25 protein-coding genes are annotated in these 22260 nt (G+C 70.6%); 11 read left to right on the forward strand and 14 right to left on the reverse strand.

Annotated features, from left to right (window positions below):
* Window positions 1-92: 92 nt before the first annotated feature.
* Window positions 93-905, reverse strand: a complete 813-nt coding sequence (locus B0I28_RS24905; RefSeq protein ID WP_106366565.1) for an SDR family oxidoreductase — start codon at window positions 903-905, stop codon at window positions 93-95.
* A gap of 123 nt (window positions 906-1028) precedes the next feature.
* Window positions 1029-1859: an MBL fold metallo-hydrolase gene (locus tag B0I28_RS24910; protein WP_245889102.1), complete on the reverse strand. Its 831-nt coding sequence runs from the start codon at window positions 1857-1859 to the stop codon at window positions 1029-1031.
* A 226-nt stretch (window positions 1860-2085) separates the two neighbouring features.
* Here B0I28_RS24910 and B0I28_RS24915 point away from each other — a divergent pair, with 226 nt between their 5' ends.
* Window positions 2086-3276, forward strand: coding sequence for an MFS transporter (locus tag B0I28_RS24915; RefSeq protein WP_245889103.1), 1191 nt, complete (start codon window positions 2086-2088; stop codon window positions 3274-3276).
* A 29-nt stretch (window positions 3277-3305) separates the two neighbouring features.
* On the opposite strand, the gene B0I28_RS24920 is transcribed toward B0I28_RS24915, so the two are convergent.
* The 4 genes from B0I28_RS24920 to B0I28_RS24935 form a co-directional block, all read right to left on the reverse strand.
* Window positions 3306-3557 (reverse strand): hypothetical protein, encoded by a 252-nt coding sequence (locus B0I28_RS24920; RefSeq protein WP_181245956.1) that lies wholly within the window; start codon window positions 3555-3557, stop codon window positions 3306-3308.
* Complete coding sequence (locus B0I28_RS24925) at window positions 3511-4326, reverse strand: DddA-like double-stranded DNA deaminase toxin (protein WP_106366569.1); 816 nt, start codon at window positions 4324-4326, stop codon at window positions 3511-3513. Before B0I28_RS24925 ends, B0I28_RS24920 begins: the two co-directional genes overlap by 47 nt.
* A gap of 213 nt (window positions 4327-4539) precedes the next feature.
* Window positions 4540-4863 carry a hypothetical protein gene (locus B0I28_RS24930; RefSeq protein WP_146148235.1) on the reverse strand — a complete coding sequence of 108 codons (324 nt, stop codon included), beginning with the start codon at window positions 4861-4863 and terminating at the stop codon, window positions 4540-4542.
* Window positions 4856-5182, reverse strand: coding sequence for a hypothetical protein (locus tag B0I28_RS24935; RefSeq protein WP_106366571.1), 327 nt, complete (start codon window positions 5180-5182; stop codon window positions 4856-4858). Before B0I28_RS24935 ends, B0I28_RS24930 begins: the two co-directional genes overlap by 8 nt.
* A 346-nt stretch (window positions 5183-5528) precedes the next feature.
* Between B0I28_RS24935 and B0I28_RS24940 the strand changes: the two genes are divergently transcribed.
* Together B0I28_RS24940 and B0I28_RS24945 are read left to right on the forward strand one after the other, a co-directional pair.
* On the forward strand, window positions 5529-6392 hold the full coding sequence (locus tag B0I28_RS24940) for a Scr1 family TA system antitoxin-like transcriptional regulator (protein WP_146148236.1): 864 nt from the start codon (window positions 5529-5531) through the stop codon (window positions 6390-6392).
* Window positions 6352-6603 carry a DUF397 domain-containing protein gene (locus B0I28_RS24945; RefSeq protein ID WP_106366573.1) on the forward strand — a complete coding sequence of 84 codons (252 nt, stop codon included), beginning with the start codon at window positions 6352-6354 and terminating at the stop codon, window positions 6601-6603. Before B0I28_RS24940 ends, B0I28_RS24945 begins: the two co-directional genes overlap by 41 nt.
* Window positions 6604-6648: 45 nt before the next feature.
* Here the strand turns inward: B0I28_RS24945 and B0I28_RS24950 are convergent, their stop codons facing one another.
* A complete protein-coding gene (locus B0I28_RS24950) occupies window positions 6649-6957 on the reverse strand; it encodes an ArsR/SmtB family transcription factor (RefSeq protein WP_106366574.1) in 309 nt (102 codons plus the stop codon).
* Window positions 6958-7014: 57 nt separating this feature from the next.
* Between B0I28_RS24950 and B0I28_RS24955 the strand changes: the two genes are divergently transcribed.
* The 4 genes from B0I28_RS24955 (at window position 7015) to B0I28_RS24975 (ending at window position 12312) form a co-directional block, all read left to right on the forward strand.
* Window positions 7015-8943 carry a heavy metal translocating P-type ATPase gene (locus B0I28_RS24955; protein ID WP_106366575.1) on the forward strand — a complete coding sequence of 643 codons (1929 nt, stop codon included), beginning with the start codon at window positions 7015-7017 and terminating at the stop codon, window positions 8941-8943.
* A 420-nt stretch (window positions 8944-9363) separates the two neighbouring features.
* Window positions 9364-10347, forward strand: coding sequence for a hypothetical protein (locus tag B0I28_RS28390; protein ID WP_106366577.1), 984 nt, complete (start codon window positions 9364-9366; stop codon window positions 10345-10347).
* Between the two features lie 99 nt (window positions 10348-10446).
* The gene (locus tag B0I28_RS24970; RefSeq protein WP_181245957.1) at window positions 10447-11274 is read left to right on the forward strand and encodes an HAD family hydrolase; all 828 of its coding nucleotides are present in this window, start codon (window positions 10447-10449) and stop codon (window positions 11272-11274) included.
* Window positions 11275-11550: 276 nt separating this feature from the next.
* Window positions 11551-12312, forward strand: a complete 762-nt coding sequence (locus B0I28_RS24975) for a hypothetical protein (RefSeq protein ID WP_106366579.1) — start codon at window positions 11551-11553, stop codon at window positions 12310-12312.
* A 90-nt stretch (window positions 12313-12402) separates the two neighbouring features.
* On the opposite strand, the gene B0I28_RS24980 is transcribed toward B0I28_RS24975, so the two are convergent.
* The 3 genes from B0I28_RS24980 to B0I28_RS24990 form a co-directional block, all read right to left on the reverse strand.
* Complete coding sequence (locus B0I28_RS24980) at window positions 12403-13878, reverse strand: family 43 glycosylhydrolase (RefSeq protein WP_181245958.1); 1476 nt, start codon at window positions 13876-13878, stop codon at window positions 12403-12405.
* A 14-nt stretch (window positions 13879-13892) separates the two neighbouring features.
* Window positions 13893-14957 (reverse strand): arabinan endo-1,5-alpha-L-arabinosidase, encoded by a 1065-nt coding sequence (locus B0I28_RS24985; protein WP_106366580.1) that lies wholly within the window; start codon window positions 14955-14957, stop codon window positions 13893-13895.
* A 250-nt stretch (window positions 14958-15207) separates the two neighbouring features.
* Window positions 15208-16026, reverse strand: a complete 819-nt coding sequence (locus tag B0I28_RS24990; protein ID WP_106366581.1) for an NAD(P)H-binding protein — start codon at window positions 16024-16026, stop codon at window positions 15208-15210.
* A gap of 88 nt (window positions 16027-16114) precedes the next feature.
* Here B0I28_RS24990 and B0I28_RS24995 point away from each other — a divergent pair, with 88 nt between their 5' ends.
* Window positions 16115-16507: a winged helix-turn-helix transcriptional regulator gene (locus B0I28_RS24995; RefSeq protein WP_106366582.1), complete on the forward strand. Its 393-nt coding sequence runs from the start codon at window positions 16115-16117 to the stop codon at window positions 16505-16507.
* Between the two features lie 42 nt (window positions 16508-16549).
* Here B0I28_RS24995 and B0I28_RS25000 read toward each other — a convergent pair whose 3' ends face one another.
* From B0I28_RS25000 to B0I28_RS25015, 4 genes are read right to left on the reverse strand one after another with little or no spacing between them, the layout of a single operon-like run.
* Window positions 16550-17380, reverse strand: a complete 831-nt coding sequence (locus B0I28_RS25000; RefSeq protein ID WP_106366583.1) for an RICIN domain-containing protein — start codon at window positions 17378-17380, stop codon at window positions 16550-16552.
* Between the two features lie 22 nt (window positions 17381-17402).
* Window positions 17403-18110, reverse strand: a complete 708-nt coding sequence (locus tag B0I28_RS25005; RefSeq protein ID WP_106366584.1) for an RICIN domain-containing protein — start codon at window positions 18108-18110, stop codon at window positions 17403-17405.
* 47 nt (window positions 18111-18157) lie between these two features.
* Window positions 18158-20650 (reverse strand): TPR repeat domain-containing protein, encoded by a 2493-nt coding sequence (locus B0I28_RS25010; RefSeq protein ID WP_106366585.1) that lies wholly within the window; start codon window positions 20648-20650, stop codon window positions 18158-18160.
* Between the two features lie 29 nt (window positions 20651-20679).
* Window positions 20680-20994, reverse strand: coding sequence for a hypothetical protein (locus B0I28_RS25015; RefSeq protein ID WP_106366586.1), 315 nt, complete (start codon window positions 20992-20994; stop codon window positions 20680-20682).
* Window positions 20995-21262: 268 nt separating this feature from the next.
* On the opposite strand from B0I28_RS25015, the gene B0I28_RS25020 reads away from it, so the two are divergent.
* The 3 genes from B0I28_RS25020 to B0I28_RS25030 are packed head-to-tail and all read left to right on the forward strand — an operon-like array spanning window position 21263 to window position 22245.
* The gene (locus B0I28_RS25020; protein ID WP_106366587.1) at window positions 21263-21607 is read left to right on the forward strand and encodes a hypothetical protein; all 345 of its coding nucleotides are present in this window, start codon (window positions 21263-21265) and stop codon (window positions 21605-21607) included.
* 15 nt (window positions 21608-21622) lie between these two features.
* On the forward strand, window positions 21623-21925 hold the full coding sequence (locus B0I28_RS25025) for a WXG100 family type VII secretion target (RefSeq protein ID WP_106366588.1): 303 nt from the start codon (window positions 21623-21625) through the stop codon (window positions 21923-21925).
* On the forward strand, window positions 21913-22245 hold the full coding sequence (locus B0I28_RS25030) for a hypothetical protein (protein ID WP_106366589.1): 333 nt from the start codon (window positions 21913-21915) through the stop codon (window positions 22243-22245). Before B0I28_RS25025 ends, B0I28_RS25030 begins: the two co-directional genes overlap by 13 nt.
* Window positions 22246-22260: the final 15 nt, after the last annotated feature.

Below are 22260 nucleotides of genomic sequence, written 5' to 3' on the forward strand. Positions count from 1 at the left end.
CGCAACCGAAGACAGGAGAAAAGCGGCCCGCAGACCGATGTCTGCGGGCCGCTCCGCCGTCCGGTACCGGGAAGTGCCGTCCCGGCCGGGGGCTAGCGGAAGGCGTCGGCGTGCTCGCGGGCCCAGTCGTCGAAGGTCCTCGCGGGTCGGCCGGTGAGGCGCTCGATCGTGTCGGAGGCGCGCAGCGTCCACTCGGGCGGGTCGGCGCGCCAGCCCATGACGTAGTCGATGGCGCCCTCGTCGTAGCCGAGGGCCTGCATCCGCAGGCGTCCCTGGTCCTCGTCGAGCGCGGTGAAGCGGATGTCGCGGCCGCTCGCGATGGCGATCGACGCGACCTGGTCGGGCACCGTCACGACCCCGGGCCCGGTGAGCGGGATCCGCCGCCCCGCAAGGTCGTCGGTGGTCAGGGCGAGGGCGGCGACGGCCGCGATGTCGGCCTCGTGGACCGGCGCGTGCCCGATGTGGGCGAACGGCTCGCTGACGGCGCCGTGCTCGCGGATCTCCTCGGCCCACGTGAGCGCGTTCGACATGAACTCGCCGGGCTGGAGCTCCACCGGGTTCAACGCCGCAAACGCCTCCTCGACCGGCCCGCGGTACCCGTTCCACAGCAGCGACACCCGCCTCACCCCGGCCGCGAGCGCGGCCGACGCGAGCTGCGCGCTGTGCGGCACGGTCTCGTTCTTCGGCCCGAACGTCGTCATCAGGTGCAGCCCGGTCGCCCCGTCGAGCGCCCGCTCCATCCCCACGAGGTCCGTGAAGTCGCCCGCGACCGCCTCGACGCCCGCGGGGAACCGCGCCTTCGCCGGGTCGCGCGTGAGCGCCCGCACCGGATGCCCGGCCGCGGCCAGCCGCTCGACCAGGTGGCGGCCGACATTGCCCGTCGCACCGGTGACCAGGATGGTCATGTTCTCCTCCTCGGGTCCGCTCGGACCGGTCGGTCCGCGCCCGCCCAAGGCTAGGAACGGGACCGGCGCCCGCCATCGGTCCCGCGTCCCGGTTCCCCCTGCACCGCAGGTCCTAAGACCCCGCTACTCGCCCTTCCACCACACCTCGAAGTCGTCGAAGACGTGCTCGCCGGGCGCGCCGTGGAGCGCCTTGACGACCCGCTGGAGCTCGCGGAGCTGCGCGACGGTCATCGGCAGCGGCGCCTCGTCGGGCTGGTAGGTCCACCCGCGCGGATAGGAGGCGCCTGGGCGCGTGGACATCTCGACGTGGCAGCCGAGCAGGTGCGACACCGGGTGCGCCTCGCACCACGCCACCAGCTTGTCCACTGTGTTCTCGAACGCCTCCCAGTCCTGCACGTACAGGCGGCCCGGGTAGAACGTGTCGCCGGTGAGCAGCACGCGGGTCGCCCGGTCGTAGAAGACGGTGGCCGAGCGGTGGTGGCCGGGCCCGGGGATGACGTCGACGGTGCGGCCGCCGAGGTCGAGCTCCCGCGGGGTGAGCGGCCAGTCGTCGAAGCCGTAGTGCGCGACGACCTCGTCGAGGTCCGGGCCGACGACGGTGGTGCGCTCGCGGTCCGCGAACTGGGCGTCGGCGGCCTTGTGGTCGCCGTGCCCGTGCGTGTGGGCCACGACCAGCCCGTAATCGGGGTTCGGGTTCTCGGTCAGGAAGGCGTCGATGAGCGTGTCGACGGTGCGGCGCAAGGGGAAGTAGACGGCCTCGGGGGTCGCGCCGGTGTCGACGAGGAGCGCCCGGTCGTTCCCGAAGAGCAGGAACATGAACGGGGCCTCGAAGTTGACGGACATGTTCTGCCGCATGATGACCGTGCGGGGCTCGGCGGCGTGGATCTGGATCTCGGGAGCGGGGTCGTGCTTGGCCGAGGGCCAGCCCGCGTGCCAGTCGACGTTCAGGTTCAACGGTGAATCGCTGATGGCGGTGCCTCCTTCTGCGGTGCACCGAGCCTACGACGGCCCTGCTCAGCGCGGCGCGCACATTCCGGCCTCGATGCGTACTGAGTGAGTTTTTGAGATGGTTGGACAAACCACTGGACTAATTACCGGCGGCGGGGAATACTGGGCGGCGGCGCCCCGGGGACACCTCGTCTCGTCCCCGGGGTCGCGCACCCGCCCCGGAAGGAATCCCGTGCCGACCACCACCGCCCCGGCCCGCCCGGCCCACCGCGAGACCAAGCGCCGCCGCGTCCTCGCCCTCGGCGCGCTCGCCTTGGGCGCCTTCGGCATCGGCCTCACCGAGTTCGTCGTGGTCGGCCTCCTCGGGCCGCTCGGCGAGGACCTCCACGTCTCGATCTCCACCGCCGGCCTCCTCGTCACCGGCTACGCCGCCTCGGTCGCGATCGGCGCCCCGATCATGACCGCGATCGGCGCGAACCTGCCCCGCAAGACGATGCTCGTGATCCTCATGGCCCTGTTCATCGCCGGGAACGTGCTCGCCGCCGTCGCGGTCACCTACGGCCAGCTCATGACCGGACGCGTCGTCTCGGCGCTGTGCCACGGTGCGTTCATGGGCATCGGCCCGATCATGGCCGCGAGCCTCGTCGCGCCCGAGAAGCGCTCGCGCGCCATCGCGCTCATGATGACCGGCCTGACGCTCGCCAACGTCGTCGGCGTGCCCTTCGGCACCGCCCTCGGCCAGCAGCTCGGCTGGCGCGCCGCGTTCTGGGCGATCGTCGCCATCGGCGCCGCGTCGCTCGCCGCGATCCTCCTGTTCGTACCCGCGCGCGCGAACGACAAGGGGGAGGGCCTGCGCGGCGAGCTCGCGGTCTTCCGCCGCCCGCAGGTGTGGCTGGTCCTGACGATCACGATGCTCGGCTGGGGCGCCGCCTATGCCGCGATCACCTTCCTGGAGCCGCTGCTCACCCGCGTCTCCGGCTTCGAAACCTCTACGGTCCCTTGGCTGATGCTCCTGTTCGGCGTGGGCCTCACCGCCGGGAACCTCCTCGGCGGGCGGCTCGCGGACCGCGCCGTCATGCCTGCCCTCTACGGCACGCTCGCCGCCGCCACGGCCGCCCTTGTCGTCTTCGCGTTCGCGGTCCACTCGCCGGTCCCGGCCGCGATCATGGTCTTCGTCCTCGGCGCCGCCGGGTTCGCGATGGTCCCGGTCCTCCAGACCCGCGTCCTCGACGCCGCCGCGGGCGCCCCCTCGCTCGCCTCCTCGGTCAACGCCGCCGCCTTCAACGTCGGCATCGCCCTCTCCGCCTGGTTCGGCGGCCTCGCCATCGACGCCCACTGGGGACTCACCGCCCCGATCTGGATCGGCGTCGCGATGGGCGCCGCCGCCCTCGCCGTCACGGTGGCGGCCTCGCGGAGGACATGAAACGTCGGCTCCGAGGCGTGCGCCCAGAGTTAAGCCGATGCGTGGGGGTCGGGACTGCTCCCGGTCGGGTCGTCGCGCGTGGTGTCGGAATCGGGGGCTTCCGGTTCGTCAGCCCACCAGTCCCATTCGAGCACGCCGACGTCCGAGCCCGGCGGGAAGCGGACCGAGAACAGGCTCCGCTTGTCCCGCTGGTCGATGTCGGCGGGAACTTCGACGCCCCGAGCGCGGGCGTACTCATACAGGTCCGGGTCCGGCATCGCCTCGTCCATGTACTTGCTCACCAGCTCCGCCATCAGCTCCGGGTCCCGCGTGACCGCCCGTCCCATCGATCGCATCTCCTGTTCCGTTGATCCGCTTGAATACTCGCGAGCCGTCGTCGTTCACAGCCCAGATGTTGAGCACGCTTCCCTCGGGCAGGAACGCGTGGGTGTTCTCCTTGCAGCCTCGCCCGAGATTGTCGCAGGGTTCGGCGTTGAGGTAGAGCGTCGTCTCCCGCATCCGCTCACGGTGCATCGCCGCGGCCACTTCGCCCTCGATATGCCCGCGGTTCGGTGTCGTATTCCGGTAGCGCTCGCGCACACTCGCAGGCGGAAACGGGGATGAGCCAGGCGGGCGCGCCCGCAGTACACGGTCTGAGTGCGGCGCGCCATCCTCGCGATAGAGCCTTCCCTCTGCGGTGCCCGCCTCGCTGTACCGACGCAGGCCCGCGAGCTTGGTCGCGTGGAACTTGCGGGGATTGAACGCCGCCGCGACGGGCAGTTGTCCGCCTCCATCGTGCTGGCCTGGCGCCGAGTCGTTGCCCTGCCCGATGTAGTCGGCGTACTCCTTCAACAGGTCGAAGCCCGCGCCGATCGCGGCGACCGCTTCGGCGAGCTGGCCTTGCGCCTCAACCAGCGATGCGAGACCGATGTGCGCATCGTCGTCGGCGGAGTCCGCGAGCACCGCTTGCAGCGCCGCGTACACGTCGGCTAGCTGGTTCTCAGCCCCGCGGGCCTCTGCTGCCGCCGCATCGGCCGTGTCCAATGCCGCCTGTAGACCGGTCGATGCCATGGGGGTACCTCACCGTAGGGGAGCGACAGCGTACGGAACTCGTTGGCGGAGTGCAAGTCCCGCGCCGCCGCTCACCGGATCGCCTGGTGACATCGCGCGGCGGAGCCACGCCTACAGCAGGAGGCCGGCCGATCTCCACCAAGATCGGCCGGCCCTGGAAGCCCGGTGGCCCGCCCGAGGTTCAGTCGCCGGGCCGCCGGGCGGCTTTGGGGGTTAAGCGGTGTCGGGTTCGGCGATGAGCGCTCGGCACTGTTCGAGGATCCAGGGGCACCACGGGTCGCGGCGCCAGGCGGTCGCCCACTCGGGGACGTCCTCGGGGTCGTCGGTGAAGCGGCAGCACTCGCGGGCTCCGGCGCCGTCGTCGACGTCCAGGAGGTAGTCGATGATCTTGGGCGTGCGGCCCGGCTGCGAGCCGAGGGAGTAGAGCGTGAAGACCGCTGGGCCGCGCCGGAAGTCGCCGAGATAGCCGTCGACGCCGGGCTTGCCGTCGGAGCGGAAGTTGTACGGGTCCTTGTCGGGGCGCACGCCGTTACCCATTGCAGTACCTCGTCTTTGCCGGGTTCGGGAGGCTCCCGTTGTGGAAGACCTGGAATGCGGCGGAACGCGCCCACTCGCGCCACTCCGCCGAACGGCTGCGCCACTCGTCTCCCCAAGTGGCGTGGAGGTTCTGCGAGGTGAGGCCGGAGACGATCAGGACCAGGTCGGCCCGGTTGTCGTCGGCGCACACCTGGAACGAGTCGGGTGCGTCGGCGCTTGAGGCGTAGACGGTGTAGCGGTGCGCACCGTCGCTGAATCTCCCGCGCTCCAGCGGGTCCGGTGCCGGCGCGGTTCTCGGGCGAGTACTCGGATACGACATCGCTTCCTCCATTAGAGATTGTCGGATTCCCGACACTTCCGGTGCCGGGGAACCGCATTCGGTCGCTGGGAGGCACGGCCCCCCGGTCTTCCACCACTCGCGGGATCGGTCACCAAAACCGCGATGAGACCACCATAGGACATGTTTTGGCTGGTCAACGGCTATGTCACCCTTGAAGTTTCAGAGTTCAACTATGGGGTTCCATGGTGGGTGTTCAATTTCGGGACACCGAAATGGAACCCCGTTGCGGGGCCCCGAAACTGCGACGAGTCGTGATGAATCTCGTTGGGAGTCTTTGTGCGATCATCGCTACTACCGGTGATTCGCGCAGCATAGGGAGGCCGCGATGGCAGGAACGGTCCTGAACCAGAGGTTGGCACGGTCATATCTGTTCGCAGAGGTAAACACCATCGCAGAAGCGGCCGGATGGACCCCGAACCAATTTGCCAAGGTGATGGGCAAGAGCGGCAACACGATCCGAGCCTGGCTGGACAGAACCCGTCTCCCCGACCTCGGGAACCTGTCTCTCATCTGCGATCGTGGTGGGGTCGACGATGATCGCAAGCAGTTCATTCTCCATGTTGGCCAGCAACTTCTATCTGGCTCGGAGCTGATTTCAAATCTGGACCAGCGGAACATCTTCCTGGTGGAGAGCGCGGAGCGGACCTACGGGACCATTGCGAAGTGGAATCCAGTTCTGCTTCCGGGTCTGGCTCAGACCGAAACGGTCCACATGAAGCTGATGCTCGGGCCGATGGAGGCTCCGGCGGAGAAGATTGTGACCTGGAAGCGGAAGGAGCGTCGAGCGGCGGCCTTCTTCGCCCGGATGACTCAGCCTGATCCTCCGACTGCCGAGCTCTTTGTGCCGGCTAGTGCACTTCGGGACCTGGATCTGCTCACTTCGACTGAGAAGGCGGAGCAAGTCGAGCGGTTGCTATGGATTGATTCGCTTCCGACATGCGAGGTCTTGGTTGTCAGCCCACCCCACCTAGCGGCGTATTCGTTCGAGATGTTCATCGGGAGGGGACTGCCCTCAGCGGGGCCGAATTTCGTGCATGTGGAAACGCTCGACCAGAGCCGCCACGTGGTCGATCCGGAGATTCTTGCCTTGTATGATCAGACCCGCAGCCTCCTGCGGGCTGATGCGCAAGGGATTGGAAGGTTTCTCGATGGTGGAGTACACCAGTTGGCGGAAGAGCAACCGGAGTAGCGACTCGGGCCAGACGAACTGTGTCGAGTGCCGCCAGACCTGGCGGAAGAGTTCCCGGAGCAACAACACTTCCAACTCTGACTGTGTTGAGGCCCGGAACACGGCCGCCGGATTCCAGGTGCGGGACTCCAAGCTCGGGCATGACTCCCCGGTCTTCGACCTCGGCGCTGCCGACTTCACGAGCCTGCTCCGGGCCACGGGCCGCAGCTAAGGCCCCCAGATTCGAACGGCCCCCGCGCTTCGCGCGGGGGCATTTTCAGTCTCCGAGGGCGAGGACCTGCTCTAGGAGCGGCTTCACGCGGTCGTCGGCTGCGACGTAGTAGACGAAGGTGCCTTCCCGACGCGTGGTGACCAGGCCCGCGAGGCGGAGCTTCGCGAGGTGCTGGCTGACGGCGGTGGGGCGGGCGCCGGTGAGGTCGGCGAGGCAGGCGACGTTCTCCTCGCCCTGGAGCAGCGCCCACATGAGCTTGAGGCGGGTCGGGTCGGCCAGGATGCGCAGCGCGTCGGCGGCGGCCTTGACCTGGTCGTCGTCGGGCATGGTGAAGTTCGGCAGGCCCTCGTGCATGTGGTCGAGCCTACCCGATCTTGCTATCTGCGTAATTGCGAATATACGATGATGCGCATGTTCGCTTCCATGTTCCGGCTGCCCGACGTGCGGTGGGCCGCCCTGGCGCTGGCCTGCTTCGGCGTCGGCGCCGCCGCCCAGTTCGCGGGCGCGCCCGCCTGGGCGTGGCTGCCCGCGTACCTCGCCTGCTACCTCGCGGGCGGCTGGGGCCCGGCGTGGGAGGGGATCAGCGCACTCGCCAAGCCGCGCTTCGAGGTCGACCTCCTCATGGTCATCGCCGCCGTCGCCGCGGCCGCGATCGGGCAGTGGTTCGACGGCGCTCTGCTCATCGTCATCTTCGCGACCTCCGGCGCCCTCGAAGCCGTGCTCACCGAGCGCACCGCCGACTCCGTGCGCTCCCTCCTCGAACACGCCCCCGACCGGGCCGTGCGCCTCAGCGACGGCCGCGAGGAGACCGTGGACGCGGCCGACCTGGCCCCCGGCGACACCGTCCTCATCCGCCCCGGCGACCGCGTGCCCGCCGACGGCACGGTCACCGCGGGGGAGTCCGAGGTCGACGAGTCGACCCTCACCGGCGAGGCCCTGCCCGGCCGCAAGGCCGTCGGCGCGCAGGTCCTCGCGGGCACTGTCAACGGCACCGGCGCGCTTGAGGTCTGCGTGGACCGCGCCAGCGCGGACTCCGTGCTCGCCAGGGTCGCCCGCCAGGTCGAGGAGGCCTCGGAGGCGAAGTCCAAGACCCAGTTGACGATCGAGCGCGTCGAGCAGCCTTACTCGCTGATCGTGGTCGCCGCGACCCTCGCGCTCCTCGCGATCCCGCTGCTCACCGGGGCCGCGTTCGAGTCGACCCTGCTGCGCGCCATGACGTTCATGATCGTCGCCAGCCCCTGCGCGATCGTGCTCGCCACCATGCCGCCGCTCCTCGCGGCCGTCGCCCTCGCCGGGCGACGAGGCGTGCTCGTCAAGAGCGCCTTGATGATCGAGCGCCTCGCCGAGGTCGACCAGGCCGCCTTCGACAAGACCGGCACCCTCACCAACGGCCGCCCGCGCATCGAGCGCATCGAGGTTCTCGGCAGTGCGATCGACGGTGCTGTCGACGGCGACGGCGACGGCGGCCGTAGCGCCATCGACGGCGACGCCAGCGCCGGCGATGCGCGCCTGCGCCGCCTCGTCGCCGCCGCCGAGGCCCGCTCCGAGCACCCGTTGGGCCGCGTGCTCGCCGCGATCGGCGATGCGAACGGCGCCACGGACTTCCAAGCGGTGCCCGGCCGCGGCGTGCGCGCCCGCGTCGACGGCGCCGACGTCCAGGTCGGCCACCCGGTGCTCCTCGACGACGCCGAAGACGACCCCGCGGCCCGCCGCCTCGTCGCCGAGCTCGAATCGCAGGGCCTCACCGTCGCGGTCGCCGTGGCCGACAAGCGCCCGATCGGCGTCATCGGCCTCACCGACACCGTCAGGCCCGAAGCGGCCCAAGCGGTCGCCGCGCTCGAAGCGCGGCTCGGCTCCAGCGCCCGCCTGCTCACCGGCGACCACCCGGCCGCCGCCCGCCGCGTCGGCGCCGCGGTCGGCATCGACCGCGTCGACGCGACCCTCCTGCCCGGCGACAAGGCCGACCGGCTCGCCGGGACCCGCACCCTCTACTGCGGCGACGGCATCAACGATGCCCCCGCCCTCGCGGCTTCGCACGTCGGCGTCGCCATGGGCGGGACCGCCTCCGACCTCGCCCTGCAATCGGCCGATGTCGTCCTGGTCGGCCAGCGCCTGACCGCGCTTCCGGCCGCGGTCGACCTGGCGCGCAAGGCGAAGCGCGTCGCCACCGCGAACCTCGTCTTCGCCGCCGCGGTGATCGCCGTCCTCGCGACCTGGGACCTCGTGGGCGACCTCCCGCTCGTCCTCGGCGTCGCCGGGCACGAGTTGTCGACAGTGATCGTGGGCCTCAACGGACTCCGCCTGCTCAGCGGCCGCCACTGGAAGGAGACGCGGGTCTAGCGCGCGTGCTCGCGGCGCGGCACGATCGCGGTCGCCGCGAGCGCCGCCCGCGCCGCAGTCACTTCGGGGCTCGTGACGCCACAAGGCCGCCACGGGCGCCGCCCTCGCCGCGTGCGCTGCGCTCCCGCCCATCGGCCTCCAGACCGATCGCTCCGCCGTGGCCGTCCCGCTCGCCGCACCCCGTGCCGTCGCCGCCGCGCTCGGCGGCCCCGTCATCGCCCGCGCCGGGTCCGCGCCGGATGCGTTCCTCGCCACATTCCCGGTCACCGGCGCCCTCGCCGTCCTCGGCCGGCCCTGGCAACGAGCCTGCGCGCCCGCACTCGACGCCCCCGGGACTGGCAAGGCTGTCGCATGTGGCCCCTATGATGACCGCCAACCCCTCCTGCCCGTCCCCCCGCACGAATCACGGAGCATCCGCCCATGACCTACCCGCCCCCCGGCCCCTACGACCCCAACCAGGCCCAGGGCTACCCCCCGCCCCCGCAGCCCGGTTCCGCCCCCCAGCCCGGCTTCGGCGCCCAACCGCAGCCCGGCGGCTACAGCGCCCCGCCCCCGCCCTACGGGACGACCCCGCCCCCGCCGCCGCCCGGCTTCCCCGCGCCCCAGCAGCCCGGCCCCTACGGCGCGCCGCCGCCCATGCCCCCCGCGAACCGCGGCGGCGGCTTCATGGCGAAGGTCCTCAGCGTCATCGGCGTGATCGTCGTCGGCATCATCGTCGTGGTCGTCAAGGCCCTCATCCGCGACGCGGGCGACTCCAACGACACCAGCGACGCCACCTCGACCGACAACGCCACCGACACCGTCCTCACCGACGAGCAGATGGAGGCCGCCGAGGCCGCCGAAGTCGGCGACTGCATGACCCAGGCGACCGGCGGCACCGGCGACATGGTCGTCCCCTGCGACGACGCCACCGCGTTCTGGACCATCACCCTCGTCTCCGACGACTCCGGCGCCGAGGTCGACATGTTCGGCGACCTCTCCGACACCGCCGTCGCCGGCACCGTCTGCGGCGAGGAGTACCTCGGCTGGACCCCCGGCGAGCTGTGGAAGTCCTACCAGTACGTCTACACCGAGGAGATCGAAGGACTCGGCGGCCCGGTCGACTACTTCTACTGCGTCGAGGCCATCGACAAGGAGGACGCCAACGGCGGCCGCCCCGTCACCCCCGACTCCGGCGACTGCACCGACGGCAGCCTCCTCACCTTCGACTGCGCCAGCCCCTCCGCCACGTACGTGGTCGACGCCGTCGAGGTCTACAGCCCGCCGATCGACGAGCTCACCTTCGACTACACCACCGCCATCGGCGGCTGCCCCGACTCGGACTACTACGCCACCCCGGTCAGCGTCGAGGAGAACTTCACCAGCATGGTCTACCTCGCCTATTGCAGCAGCGACAACGTCTGACGCACCAGCGTCGAAGGGGGTGGTCCGCGGCTCGCGACGAGTCGCAGGCCACCCCCAAATCCGTTGCGGAGAACGCCCGCCGGACCGAATACTCAGGGCGTGCAGAACTACGGCGTCCTCGCGACCGACCTCGACGGCACCCTCCTCGACGACCGAAAACAGCTCTCCGAACGCAACCGCGCCGCCCTCCTCGCCGCCCGCGCGCAAGGCATCGCCGTGGTGGCCGTGACCGCCCGCATGCCCCGCGGCATCGACGCCATCCACGGCCTCGCCGAATCCGTCGACTACGCGATCTGCAACAACGGCGCGATCTTCTACGAACCCGCCACCGGCGCGATCGACCTGCGCCACACCATCCCCGCCCCCGACGTGATCGACCTCCACACCCGCGCCCGCAGCGCACTCCCGAATGCGCTGTTCATGATCGAGACCGGCACTGAGATGTTCGCCGAAGGCACCGACCCCGCGGCCCGCGCCTACTACGGCGAGCCCTGGCACGGCGTCGACGCCCTTGATGACGTCCTCGCCGACCTCGAAGGCGTCGTGGAATACCGGGTCCAGGACCAGTCCATGGACGGCCCGGCGATCCGCGCGGCCCTCGACGGCATCGAGGCCCCCGGGATGGTCCGGTGGGCATGGGGCAGCTACCCGGTCCTGGAGTACAACGCCGAGACGGTGAACAAGGGCGCCGCGCTGGCCGAGTGGTGCGCCGAGCGGGGTTTCACGGCCGAGGCCGTGATCGCCTTCGGCGACATGCCCAACGACGTCTCGATGCTCGCCTGGGCGGGCCGCTCGTACGCGATGGCCGGGGCGCCCGCCGACGTCGCCGCGGCGGCCGGTTTCCAGGCCGAGCCGAACCGGGACGACGGGGTCGCGCAGGCGGTCGAGGCGCTCCTCCGCGGTCCGGAGCCCGTGCGCGCCGACTGATCCTTGGCGGACAAGGGGATCGGGCGGGACCCGGGTAGGAGTGAGGCCCCGCCCGATGAAGGGCGTTCAGCCGCCGACGGAGCCGCCGTCCGCGGCCGGACGCCCTGATTGGGAGGTGGGCCTTGGGCCTAAAGACCGGGCCGTATACGCCGAGTACATGCGGCGCGGGCGCCGACCGAGCCCTGGCACCGCCCGCCTACCATCGGAGGCCCGACCAGATCCAGCCCGATGGGATGATGTCGCACTATGCCCGGTCAAACACACAGCGGTCACCGCATGGTGTCGCGCGTCGGCGCCGTCGTCGAGCCCGAGCACATGGCGGAGATCGTCCGCAAGATGCGGATCATCGGCGCCAGCCTCGGGATCGCGCTCATCGCGGTATCCGTGGTCGTGCCGTTGATGAACGGCGGATTCGAGTGGACGGCCTACCACGGCTCGTCCTATCGCAGCAGCAGCGGGACCGGGTTGTCCTGGGAGGCCACGGGCCTCCTGGTCGGGGCCGTCTTCCTGGTCGGACCGCTCGCGACCGGATGGGCGTTCCGGCAGGGCGCCGGCGAGGTGCTCTATCTCGACGGGTCCCGCCTGACAGTGGTGCGGCCGGGGCGTCGCGCGCCCGAGGTCTTCGACCTCGCCCGCGCGCGGTCGGAGGTGCGGCTCGACAAGGTGCCCGGATCGAGCCCGGGCAGCGCGCAGGCGCGCGAGCAGGTCGGCAGCTACCGGCCGGTCCTGGTGCTGCACAACGAATCCGGCCGCGAAACGGTCATCGAACTCGCGAACCAGCGTTCGCGGGCGATGCGCTTGAGGCATGAGACCCGGATGTTCGAGGCCGCCATGCGGGTCACGTTCGACCCGGCGGTCGAGCAGACTGCGGGCCAGCTGCGCACGGTCCTGCGCTGGACGAAGCTGCCGGTCATCCACGACGCCGCGCCCGACGCGATCCCGGCGAGCCCGGCAGACGCGGACTCCGGGCCGATTCCGCGCACCCCGGTCATCGAGGGCGTCGAAGGGCCGGAGCTTGAGATCACGGGCCGCCGCTGAGCGGTCCGGCGAACGCCGCCGCACTGGACGGCGCGACTGAGCCGACCGGTCCCGACTGCGCGGCAGCGGGGACCGGCCGGCCGTGTCAGGTCATTCCCCCGAAGGCGCGGCGATCACGACGCCGCTCGGGAGCGGCGTCCCGAAGTTCGGGGTGCCGTTCGCGTTCCAGGTGATCGGCTGGACCCGGGTCTGCCGGGTCGAGCCGCAGCCTTGGGACGAGGTGGTGTTGCCGTGGTAGACGAGCCACTCCTCCGTGCCGTCGGGCGAGGTGAAGAACCCGTTGTGGCCCGGGCCGAACACGCCGCCGCCCTGCTGGAGGACCGGGGTCGCGGTCTTGGTCCACGACGACGCCGACAGCGGGTTCGAGCCGGTCAGTTCGAGCAGGCCGAGCTTGTAGTCCGGCGTGTTGCACGAGGACGCGGAGAACGTCACGAACGTGCGGCCGTTGTGCTGGAGCACCGCGGGCGCCTCGTTCGTCCTGCCGCCCTGGACCTCCCAGTTGTAGGTGGGCTGGGAGATGGTGACGTGCGAGCCGGTCACCGTCCACGGGTTGGACATCGCGGCGATGCGGATCGACTGGTCGGCGCCCACCCACTCCGACCACATCAGGTAGAGCGAGCCGTTCAGTTCGAGGTACGAGCCGTCGATGTTCCACTGGTTCGGCAGCGGCGTCCCCATGAACTCATACGGCCCCATCGGGGTCGAGGAGGTCGAGCGGAGCACGTGGAGCTTCTGGCCGTCGAAGTTCGTCTGCGAGTTCCCCGAGGTGTACATCAGGTACCAGGTGCCGCCGATGCGGTGGAACTCCGGCGCCCAGTGCGAGCAGCAGCGGCTGGCGGTGCCGCTGTCGTTCCACACGACCGAGTCCGCGGCCGTCTTGAGGCCGTTGAGCGTCGTGGCGCGGCGCATCGTGACCGTGGAGTCCCAGGTCGTGGTCGACATGTAGTAGTAGCCGTCCCAGTACTCGATCCACGGGTCGGCCCCGTTGTCGCGCAGCGGGTTCGAGACCGTGGGCTCACCGGAGGCGGGGACCGCGGCGAGGCGCCACTTCTGGGCGTTCAGGCCGTTGTAGGTGTACTGCGAGATCCGCGCTCCGGCCGAAGTGGACCACTCCCACAGGTCGAGGGCCTTGCCGGAGAACCGGTTGATGAAGCTGAAGGTGCCGTCGGCGTGCTCGGTGACCGACCACTGCTGGTTGGTGCCGCCGAGGTCGGTCCACTGGGCGATCGTGGCGCCGTCGGCGGCGTTCCACTCGTAGACCTCCAGCACCTGGCCGGAGTGCCGGGCCTCGATCTTGTAGTAGCCGCCGCCGACCGACACGAACCGGAACTGCTGGCAGGTGCACTGGTTCGGCGTGTACTGGTTGAGGAGGGCCCCGGCCGTGGTCGAGGCGTTCTGGATGTCGAGGGCGAGCCCGGAGTGGGCGCTCGTGACGGTGAACCAGGTGTTCGTGGTGATGGCGGCCTTGGCCGGGGTCGCCGTGGCGACCGAGAGGCCGAAGGCCGCGAGGGCCGCGATTATCGCGGTCGCGAGCAGGGCCCGGCCGCGAGTGAGGGTCGTGGACATGGGTCGCTTTCCGTTCAGTTGCCGTTGAGGACGGGCCAGCCCGCCGAGTTCCATTCGATCCGCTCGATGTCGAGCGTGAAGCCGCCGTTCGATCCGTACGCGTGGTAGGCCATCAGGCCGCGGTGGATCGACTGGCCGCCGGCGGCGACGTTGTTCCCGTACGCGCCCAGCACGACCGTGCCGCCGCCGTTGCGCATGTCCACTCCGGACGCATCGACGAACGGCCCGGTGGGGGAGGCGGACCGGCCGACGGTGATCTTGTACGTCGAGTCCGCTCCGGCGCAGCACGTGCCGATCGAGGTGAACAGGTAGTAGTAGCTCCCGTGCTTGGTCATCGAGGGCGCTTCGATACCGCCGCTCTTGGTGGCCAGGCGGATCGGGGTCGCTCCCGAGGCGGGCTTGCCGGAGGGCCAGTCGAGCTGGATCGTGTGGATGCCCTGCCACCAGGACCCGAAGACCATCCAGTGGCGGCCGGAGTCGTCGACGACGATGTTCGGGTCGATCGCGTTGTAGGCGTTGCCGTTGTAGGACTGGAAGACCGCGCCCTTGTCGGTCCAGCCGTAGCCCGGGGCCGACGGGTCGAGAGTCGGGCTCGTGGCGAGGCCGATCGCCGAGCGCTGCGAGCCGAACGTGGAGGCCGCGTAGTAGAGGTAGTAGAGGCCCTGCGCGGCGTCGTAGTGGATTTCGGGCGCCCACAGGTTCGTGACGCCGGGGATCTGCTGGGTGATCCACGCGGGCTTGGCGTTCCAGACGGTGCCGATGGACTGCCAGGTCCGGCCGCCGTCGGTGGACCGGCGGATCGATGGCGTGCCGCCGCCGAAGCGCTCGTCGCCCGTGGCGAAGACGTACCAGGGCTCGCCCGCGCACCCGGCCCACAGGGCGGGGTCGTGGGCGCCGAGGCTGCCGCCGACCGAGGGCGGCTGGGCCGGAGCGCAGTCCTGCCGCGCTGTGATGTCGGCGTTGGCGTTCGCGTTGACGAGCATGAATGTGGCGGCGGTTGTCAAGGCGGCGATCAGCACGGCGAGCGCGGCGGTGAGCCGCCGCCTCCGCCCCGTGCGGACGGTGGTCTCGGTTCTCATTGGTGGACTCCTTCTGCCCCTGTGTGAGGGAGGGGCGGCCGAGTCGGGGCCGGGTGCGGTACCGGGTGACGCTCGGCCGTCGAGGACTGGATCTGTCTTGATATTTGCGTATGTCGATATACGCGTAGACAGGCTAACCGAGTTTTACCGCTAACACAAGGATTTTCTACAACGTTGCATTCTGTGGTTCACCGGTCCACGGAACGCAGCAGGCCGCCGTCCCGACCGGGACGGCGGCCTGCGCTGCGGGTCAGCGGAACGCCGCGGCGTTCCGCTTCGCCCACTCGGCGAACGAGGTCGCGGGGCGGCCGAGGAGGCGCTCGACCTCGGGGCTGACGTGCAGCTCGGCCCGGTTCGGGGCGCCGATGACGTCGAGCGAGCCCTCCACGATCTCGGCGGGCCAGTACTGGAGGAGCTGCTCGAAGGCGGCCTCGCGGGTCTGCTCGGTGAACGCGACCGGCTCGCCGAGGGCCGCCCCGATCGCCTCGGCCTGCTGCCGGGGCGTGACCAGGGCCGGGCCGGTGAGCAGGTACGCGCGGCCGGTGTGGCCGTCCTCGGTGAGCACGGTGGCGGCGACCTCCGCGATGTCGCGGGGGTCGATGAGCGGCAGCCCGACGTCCCCGAACGGCATGATCATCTCGCGGCGGGTGCGGATCGTCTCGGCGGCCCACGGGATCGCGTTGCTGGCGAAGCCGCCCGGCCGCAGGAGCGTCCATTCGATACCGCTTGCGGTGACGGCGTTCTCGAAGGCCTGAGTCTCCGCGCTCGGCCTGGTGACGGCCCGCTCGGAGGAGAGGAAGACGATCCGGCCGATCCCGGCCGCGTCGGCGGCCTTGAGGATCGCCGCGATGTCGAGCGAGTGGTCGAGGGTGAGCAGGAACAGCCGGTCGGCCCCGGCGAAGGCGGCGTCGAGGGTCTCGGGCCGCGTGAAGTCGGCGGTGCGGTGCGCGACGCCGGGCGGGAGCTCGGCCTCGCCGCGGGACACGGCGGTCACGTCCTCGCCGCGGGCGGCGAGGATCTCGACGAGCGGGCGGCCCACGTTGCCGGTGGCTCCGGTGACGACGATCATCTTGGTTTCCTTCCGTAGACGGTGTGAAACCCAAGGTAGGAGCGAAACTTACTTCTGGGAAGGACGTACCTTGAGGTAAGCTCATGACATGCCAGGAGGAAAACAGGCAGCGGTGCTGCCGGCGCCGGAAGGCAGTGGGCTCTTTCACACCGACTGCCCCGCAAGGCAGGTGCTCGACCACATCACGAGCCGCTGGGGCATCTGGGTCCTGCTCGCCCTGCGCGACGGGGAGCTCCGCTTCTTCGAGCTGCGCGAGCGCATCGACGGCATCAGCGAGAAGATGCTCTCCCAGACCCTGCGCACCCTCGTGCGCGACGGCCTGGTCTGGCGCGAGGTCGAGCCGTCCACCCCGCCGAAGGTCACCTACGGCCTCAACGAGGTCGGCCGCGGCACCAGCGACCGCCTCGTCGAGATGTTCGACTGGATCAAGGCCAACGCCGAGGTCATCTGCGCCGAGCGGGGCGGGCCCGACGCGAACTGACACGGATCGTGCATCCTATATCCTATAGGATATAGGATGCGGTCAGATGAGGGTGAAGCGCTGGGAGTCCCCCGAATCGCAGGCGGCCGTGGCGGTTGGTTCGCCCGAAGTGGATGAGCGGCCTTCGAGGATGCCGACGCACAGGCCGGAAGCCGAGGTCTTGATGGTGTACCCGCCGCCGCCGAGCGGCGTGAGCTCCCAGAACTGGGTCTCGGTGAACTCGCAGGAGTACGCGGCCATGAGATAGCCCTCCTGATCTGCGGGCGCGTCGGCGCCCATGCAGGCGCTCCAGTCGGCGAAGTGCATGTTGAACACGTACACGCCCTCGTCCCAGGCGACGACCTGGAGCGTCGAGGGGTTCGTGGAGCCGCAGGAGGCGAGCACGACGACCGTGCGGCCCTCGTTGTTCGGCTCGGGGCCGGTGCTCAGGCACAGGCCGCTGGCCTCCTGCTTGATCCGGTACCAGCCGTCGGCCGGGTACTCCGGTTCCGGTTCGGGCGCTTCGGATTCGGGCTCCTCGGTGGTGTTCCGCGGGGCGTCGGCGGCCTCCTCGCCCGTCGTATCGGAAGGCGACGGCGACGGGCTGGGGGAGGGCGACGGAGACGGCGAGTCCGAAGGGGACGGCGTCGAGGCGAGCGAGGTGCTCGCGTCCTGCGCGGCGGCGCCGGACCCGCCGCCGTCCCCGGCGGCCATGACCGCGGCGACCACCGCCACCGTCAGCACGAGGGCGACGACGGCGGCGGTCCCGGCCATGGTCTGGCTGGTGCCCAGGCGCATCCGCGCCCGTTCGAGGCGGTCGCGCAGGCGCGCGGGCAGGTCGTTCGGCGAGGCGTGCCGGGGCCCGCGGGGCGCGGGAGGCGGCCAGGGTTCCACAGGAGGGGTCCTTACAGGAGGGTCAGGGGACCAGCAGGGCGAACCGCTGGTTCGGGTCGTCGGGGTCGCACGGGGCGGTCGCGAGGGCCGCGCCCGCTTCGGCGGCGGCGCCCTCCAGCAGCCCCAGGCACAGGCCCGAGGCGAGGACGGCGAGGGTGTAGGAGTCGGCTCCGGCGCCGGTGAGCTGGAACCGCTGGAGGTCGGAGTCCGCGCATTCGTAACCGGCGCTGAGGTATCCGGGCTCGTCGGCGGGGTCGTCGGCGCCCCAGCAGGCCTGCCAGTCGTCCTGGGCGAAGTCGAGCTTCACGGTGTAGACGCCCGCGCCTTCGGAGGCGAAGCCGAAGCTCGCGGGATACGTTGCGGCGCAGTCGCCGAGGACCATGACGGTGCGCGCGTCGTTGCCCGGCTCGGGCCCGGCGGTCGCGCACAGCCCGGTGGCCTCCTGGCGGACGAGGTAGGCGCCGTCGGCGGGCAGCGTCGGGGCCGTGTCCCCTCCCGCCTCGGCGGAGGCGGTCGCGTCGCCGGAGGGCTCGGCCTGCGGCTGGGGGTCGTCCTCGCCGCCGGAGGCGAGCACGGCGGCCACGATCGCCACGAGCAGCACCACGGCGACGACGGCCGCGGTCGCGGCGACGGCGCGGTTGGCGCCGATGCGGTCGCGCAGGCCCGCGAGCGAGGACTGGATCTTGTCGGGCAGGTCGCGCTGCGGCGCACGCGGATCGGTCTGGGTCACAGTGGAGGGTTCCTAGCTCGGGGGAGGGGCGGGCCGCCCTTCCCGGTTCACTGGTCCTTGCGCTGGTCCACGAAGGCGTCGACGTAGCTCTCGTAGAGCTTGCCGGTCTTCGCGTCGAACAGCTGCTGGAGCGCCGCGTTGGCCTCGCGGAAGTCGAGGTTGCCGCGGTGCTGGTCGCTGCTGGGCGGGTCGTTGGCCTTGAGCAGCTCGTCGGCGTCGCGCAGGCGGTACTCGCCGTCGGCGCCCTTCTCGACCAGGCGCGAGTCGATCGCGCGCACGTCGTCGATGTCCACACCGGACTTCGAGTCGGAGAGGAGGTTGGAGACCACGCTGTGGGTGACCTCGAAGCCGAACTTCTCGTACTCGGGGTCGCCCTCGCGGTCCCCCTGGGCGGGGGCGCCGTTGTCGGCGAACTGCCAGATGCCGCTGGACTCGATCTGGTTGGGCGACCACTTGCCGAGTTCCAGGCCCTCGCGGATGAGGATCTGGCCGACGCCCTTGATGGCCTTGACCTGCGGGATCTCGGTGACGATCTCCTTGAGGATCGTGGAGGCCGAGCGCACCCACGTGGCGTGCTGCTTGTCCACGGTGGCCTCGTCGGCGGCGTCGCCCGTGGCGTCCTCGTACACGTTCTTGTACGCGGTGTCGAGCAGGCCGATGAGGCCGCCGTCCTCCAGGGCCTCCTTGCGCGCGTCCTGCCAGCCCTTCCAGTCGGCCATGTCGCCGGCCTCGGCGATGACCTTCGCGTAGGCCGCCTCGCCGAGCGCGTTCCCGGCGGTCTTGTCGCCCATGACGAGTTCGACGAAGCGGGCGCGGGTCCCCTTGTCCAGGAACATGTCGTCGGCGCGGGGGTCGTTGCTGAGGGTCAGCTCGGAGTCGCGGTCGACGTTGGGCGCGTCGAGGTAGTCGATGTAGGTGATCGCGGTGCGGCCCATGGATTGCGCGATGAGCGGGTTCGCGACGCCGAGCGGCGCCTTGTCGAACTCGCCGATGTTCCCGTACCCGTCGGTGAAGAACTGGTACGCCGACTCGTTCCAGTGCTCGGCGGCCTTGTCGTTCGTCATCGTGGTGATGAGGTGGTAGGCGGCCTCGGTCGCCAGGTCCTGGAGCTCCTTGTCCCCGGAGGTGGCCGCGCGCGGGATCCAGTCGATGAGCTTGGCGCCGGTGGCGCCGCCGTCCTCCCACTGGTGGCCGAACATCTCGCGCAGGACGTGCTCGGCGGTGTCCTCCTTGTAGAACGGGTGCTCGATGTCCCCGTTGAGGATCGCGGTGTTGGCCTCGAAGTTGGCGGTGCTGTGGTCCAGGAGCGTGCGGGCGGTCGCCTCGCTGATGGTGAACACCGATCCGCTGCCGTCGGAGTCGAGGTGCTCGGCCGTCGCGATCGTGATCGCCGCGGAGAAGTCCCGGCCGCCCTGCATGAGCGCCATGCCCTGGTCGTCGAGCGCGTCGAACATGGACGCGAGGGCGCGCAGCTCGTCGCCGTCGGAGGGCTCGGACATGCGGTAGGGGAGGGCGTCCTTGCCCTTGCCGCCCGCATAGGCCGCCACGAAGTTCCGCACGGAGTCGGGGAGGCGGGCGGTGCCGCCGCCGAGCTTCTCGTCGGAGACGGCGAGGAGGCCGCCGCCCATCCCGGCGAGGATGAGCGCCTTGTCGGCGTCGGACCAGTTCGTGTCGCCCAGGAGCTCGGGCATGTCGAAGACGCTCTTGTCGATCGCGCCGAAGAACCGCTCCAGGTAGTCGAGCTCGCCCGCGGACAGCCGCTCGCCGATGGACTGGAGGTAGTGGGCGCGTTCGATGAGCGCCTGGAGGGCGCCGAGCTGGCCGCGGACCGAGGCGGGGAGGTCCTCCACGTTGCCCCGCGCGATCGCGTCGAGCAGGTCCTTGCCGAGGACGCCGCCCCAGTCGCCGGTGAGCGGCAGCGGGGCGTTCATCCCGAAGAGGCTGTACAGGGCCCAGGAGTCGACGCCGCCTTCCGCCATGGCGCGCAGGTTCTCCGGGGTCGGGCCCTCCTTGAGGCGGGCGCCCGTGTCGGCGGCGTCCTGTTTGAACTTCTCGTACGCGGCGTTCGCGGCGGCGTTCATCTCGGCGAGCTTGAGCTGCCCGGCGTAGGCCGTGGCCTCCTCGGTCGCGGCCTCCCGCTCGGCGGGCGTCAGGTTCGGGGTGCCGCCGCCCACTTCGGACTCGCGGATGCCGAACGAGTCGCCGACCGCGGCCTCCCACTCGGCGAGCAGGGCCTTCACGGCCTCCTTGTACTCGCGCACCGAGCCGGCCCACTGGACGGTCACGGCCGAGCCCCAGACGGCGCCCTCCATGGCGGCGGTCGCCGCGGACAGGAACTCGCCGCCGCGGCGCTTGATCGGCTCGGACACCAGCTCGCTGAACTCGACGGCGGTATGGTCCATCTGGGCGACGACGTCGGTGCCCTGGCCGAGGATGCGGCCGCTGTGGGCGTCGAGGGTCCGGGCCGCCGCTTCGAGGGCGTCCTCGTCGGCGGTGGTGGTCGGGGGGTCGAAACTGCCGAGGGTGGGAATGGCTGCCATCGTTGTCGCCCTTCCGGATCGGGGGTGGATCAGGGTTGGATGGTGGGAGGCGTCGGGTCCGGCGGGTCGATGAGGAAGTTGCCGTAGTTCAGGTCGTCGGTGTCGACGCCGTCGGTCACGGTGAGCTTGGCGCTGCCGCCGACGCTCTCGCCGTGGGCGGCGGTCCTGGCGAGGTCGGTCGACCACTTCTCGCCGAAGTCCTCGTAGCCGCTGAGCACCTCGGGCTCGCCCGCCGCGGCGATGGCGCCCTCCAGGGTGCCCATGAGGTCGCCGCGGAGGCTGCCGTAGCTCTCGGCGAGGGTCATGACCTCGTCGCCGCCGGCGCTCGCGCGATTCGGGTTCATTCCCAGGTAATCCATCGGTCCTCCAGGGGGGTGCAGGCGCGGATTGCGGTCAGCGTACCGAAATCCTGTGAGGATTGGAATAACATCTGGTGAACTGTCTTGCTTGCGCCACAACGGAAGTGGCTAGTGTTGCGCGAGTCGTGGAACCGCTTCCCGAGTGGCCCCGGAGTCCGGATCGCCTCTTTACTTCCGCTTCATGAGCGTGTCAACATGTACCGATACGCTCCATGCACGGGCCATCCACATCCTTACCAAAGGAGGCACCCCCATGGCCGGAAACGAGTTCGGTCTCACCGAGGCCAATGCGCTCAACGTCAGCGCCAACGACCACGCCCTCTCCGTCGAGGAGCTCTTCGGGCAGCTCCAGGCGCTCATCCAGGAGATGGAGAACGACGTCAACGCCCAGGGCGGCAACGCGCTCACCGCGTTCCGGGCCGCCAAGGCCGAGTTCGTCACCGCCTACAACGCCCTCGCCGACAAGTACGGGGTCTCCTCGATGGCGCAGGGCGCCACCAGCACCGACGGTTTCACCACCGACGACTCCAACGAGGCCGGGTACACCACCGCGGGCGGCGGCCTCCCCGGTATCAAGCCGATCAACATCGCCGTCTAGAAGGGACCGTCCATCATGCCTGGCGCAGGATACGAACTGTACGGCAACGTCGGCGAGCTCCAGAACCTCGCCGGTGTCCAGCACACCTACCGCGGCCGCTTCGAGGCCATCCTGGGGCAGATCCAGGGCGCGGTCGGCACCGTCACCCCCAAGTGGGTCGGCGCCGGCACCGCCGGCTTCCAGACCTTCAACACCACCACCGAATCCGAGTTCACCGACGTCCAGGCCGCGTTCAACAAGCTCGCGACCGCCACCGAGGACGCCGGGACCAACTGGAACGGCGCGATCTCCCGCATCGACGCCCGGTGGGGTTCTTGACCGAGCCGCAGACGGCGTCCGACCCCGGCACCGAACTCGCGCCGATGGTCATGCGGCGCACCGGCCAGAGCGAGCGCTACGTGCTCCAGGCCGCCGCGCTGCGCCGCCGCCAGCTCCGCGCCGCCGTCCTGTACGGCTCCGCCCGGAGCTGGCGGCAGCGCCAGCCCCTGTGGCCCGCCGCGCTCATCGGCGCGGTCGCGGTGGCCCTCATCGTCGCCGCCATCGCCGTGGCCGGCGCCTTCCAGAAGCAGAAGGAGCGCGACGCCGAGGAGCAGGCCGAGCGCGCCGCCGCCGTCACCGCGCCCTACGACCAAGACTGAACGCGCCCAGCGACC

It is taken from the genome of Glycomyces artemisiae, from assembly GCF_003002955.1.
In the GTDB taxonomy this organism is placed as follows: domain Bacteria; phylum Actinomycetota; class Actinomycetes; order Mycobacteriales; family Micromonosporaceae; genus Glycomyces; species Glycomyces artemisiae.

Bases quoted from the DNA above. Each gene is read 5' to 3' on its own strand.
- B0I28_RS24905 (WP_106366565.1), bottom strand. From the start codon at position 905: ATGACCATCCTGGTCACCGGTGCGACGGGCAATGTCGGCCGCCACCTG.
- B0I28_RS24925 (WP_106366569.1), bottom strand. From the start codon at position 4,326: ATGGCATCGACCGGTCTACAGGCGGCATTGGACACGGCCGATGCGGCG.
- B0I28_RS24930 (WP_146148235.1), bottom strand. From the start codon at position 4,863: ATGGGTAACGGCGTGCGCCCCGACAAGGACCCGTACAACTTCCGCTCC.
- B0I28_RS24935 (WP_106366571.1), bottom strand. From the start codon at position 5,182: ATGTCGTATCCGAGTACTCGCCCGAGAACCGCGCCGGCACCGGACCCG.
- B0I28_RS24940 (WP_146148236.1), top strand. From the start codon at position 5,529: ATGGCAGGAACGGTCCTGAACCAGAGGTTGGCACGGTCATATCTGTTC.
- B0I28_RS24945 (WP_106366573.1), top strand. From the start codon at position 6,352: ATGGTGGAGTACACCAGTTGGCGGAAGAGCAACCGGAGTAGCGACTCG.
- B0I28_RS24950 (WP_106366574.1), bottom strand. From the start codon at position 6,957: ATGCACGAGGGCCTGCCGAACTTCACCATGCCCGACGACGACCAGGTC.
- B0I28_RS24955 (WP_106366575.1), top strand. From the start codon at position 7,015: ATGTTCGCTTCCATGTTCCGGCTGCCCGACGTGCGGTGGGCCGCCCTG.
- B0I28_RS28390 (WP_106366577.1), top strand. From the start codon at position 9,364: ATGACCTACCCGCCCCCCGGCCCCTACGACCCCAACCAGGCCCAGGGC.
- B0I28_RS24975 (WP_106366579.1), top strand. From the start codon at position 11,551: ATGGTGTCGCGCGTCGGCGCCGTCGTCGAGCCCGAGCACATGGCGGAG.
- B0I28_RS24980 (WP_181245958.1), bottom strand. From the start codon at position 13,878: ATGTCCACGACCCTCACTCGCGGCCGGGCCCTGCTCGCGACCGCGATA.
- B0I28_RS24985 (WP_106366580.1), bottom strand. From the start codon at position 14,957: ATGAGAACCGAGACCACCGTCCGCACGGGGCGGAGGCGGCGGCTCACC.
- B0I28_RS24990 (WP_106366581.1), bottom strand. From the start codon at position 16,026: ATGATCGTCGTCACCGGAGCCACCGGCAACGTGGGCCGCCCGCTCGTC.
- B0I28_RS24995 (WP_106366582.1), top strand. From the start codon at position 16,115: ATGCCAGGAGGAAAACAGGCAGCGGTGCTGCCGGCGCCGGAAGGCAGT.
- B0I28_RS25010 (WP_106366585.1), bottom strand. From the start codon at position 20,650: ATGGCAGCCATTCCCACCCTCGGCAGTTTCGACCCCCCGACCACCACC.
- B0I28_RS25015 (WP_106366586.1), bottom strand. From the start codon at position 20,994: ATGAACCCGAATCGCGCGAGCGCCGGCGGCGACGAGGTCATGACCCTC.
- B0I28_RS25020 (WP_106366587.1), top strand. From the start codon at position 21,263: ATGGCCGGAAACGAGTTCGGTCTCACCGAGGCCAATGCGCTCAACGTC.
- B0I28_RS25025 (WP_106366588.1), top strand. From the start codon at position 21,623: ATGCCTGGCGCAGGATACGAACTGTACGGCAACGTCGGCGAGCTCCAG.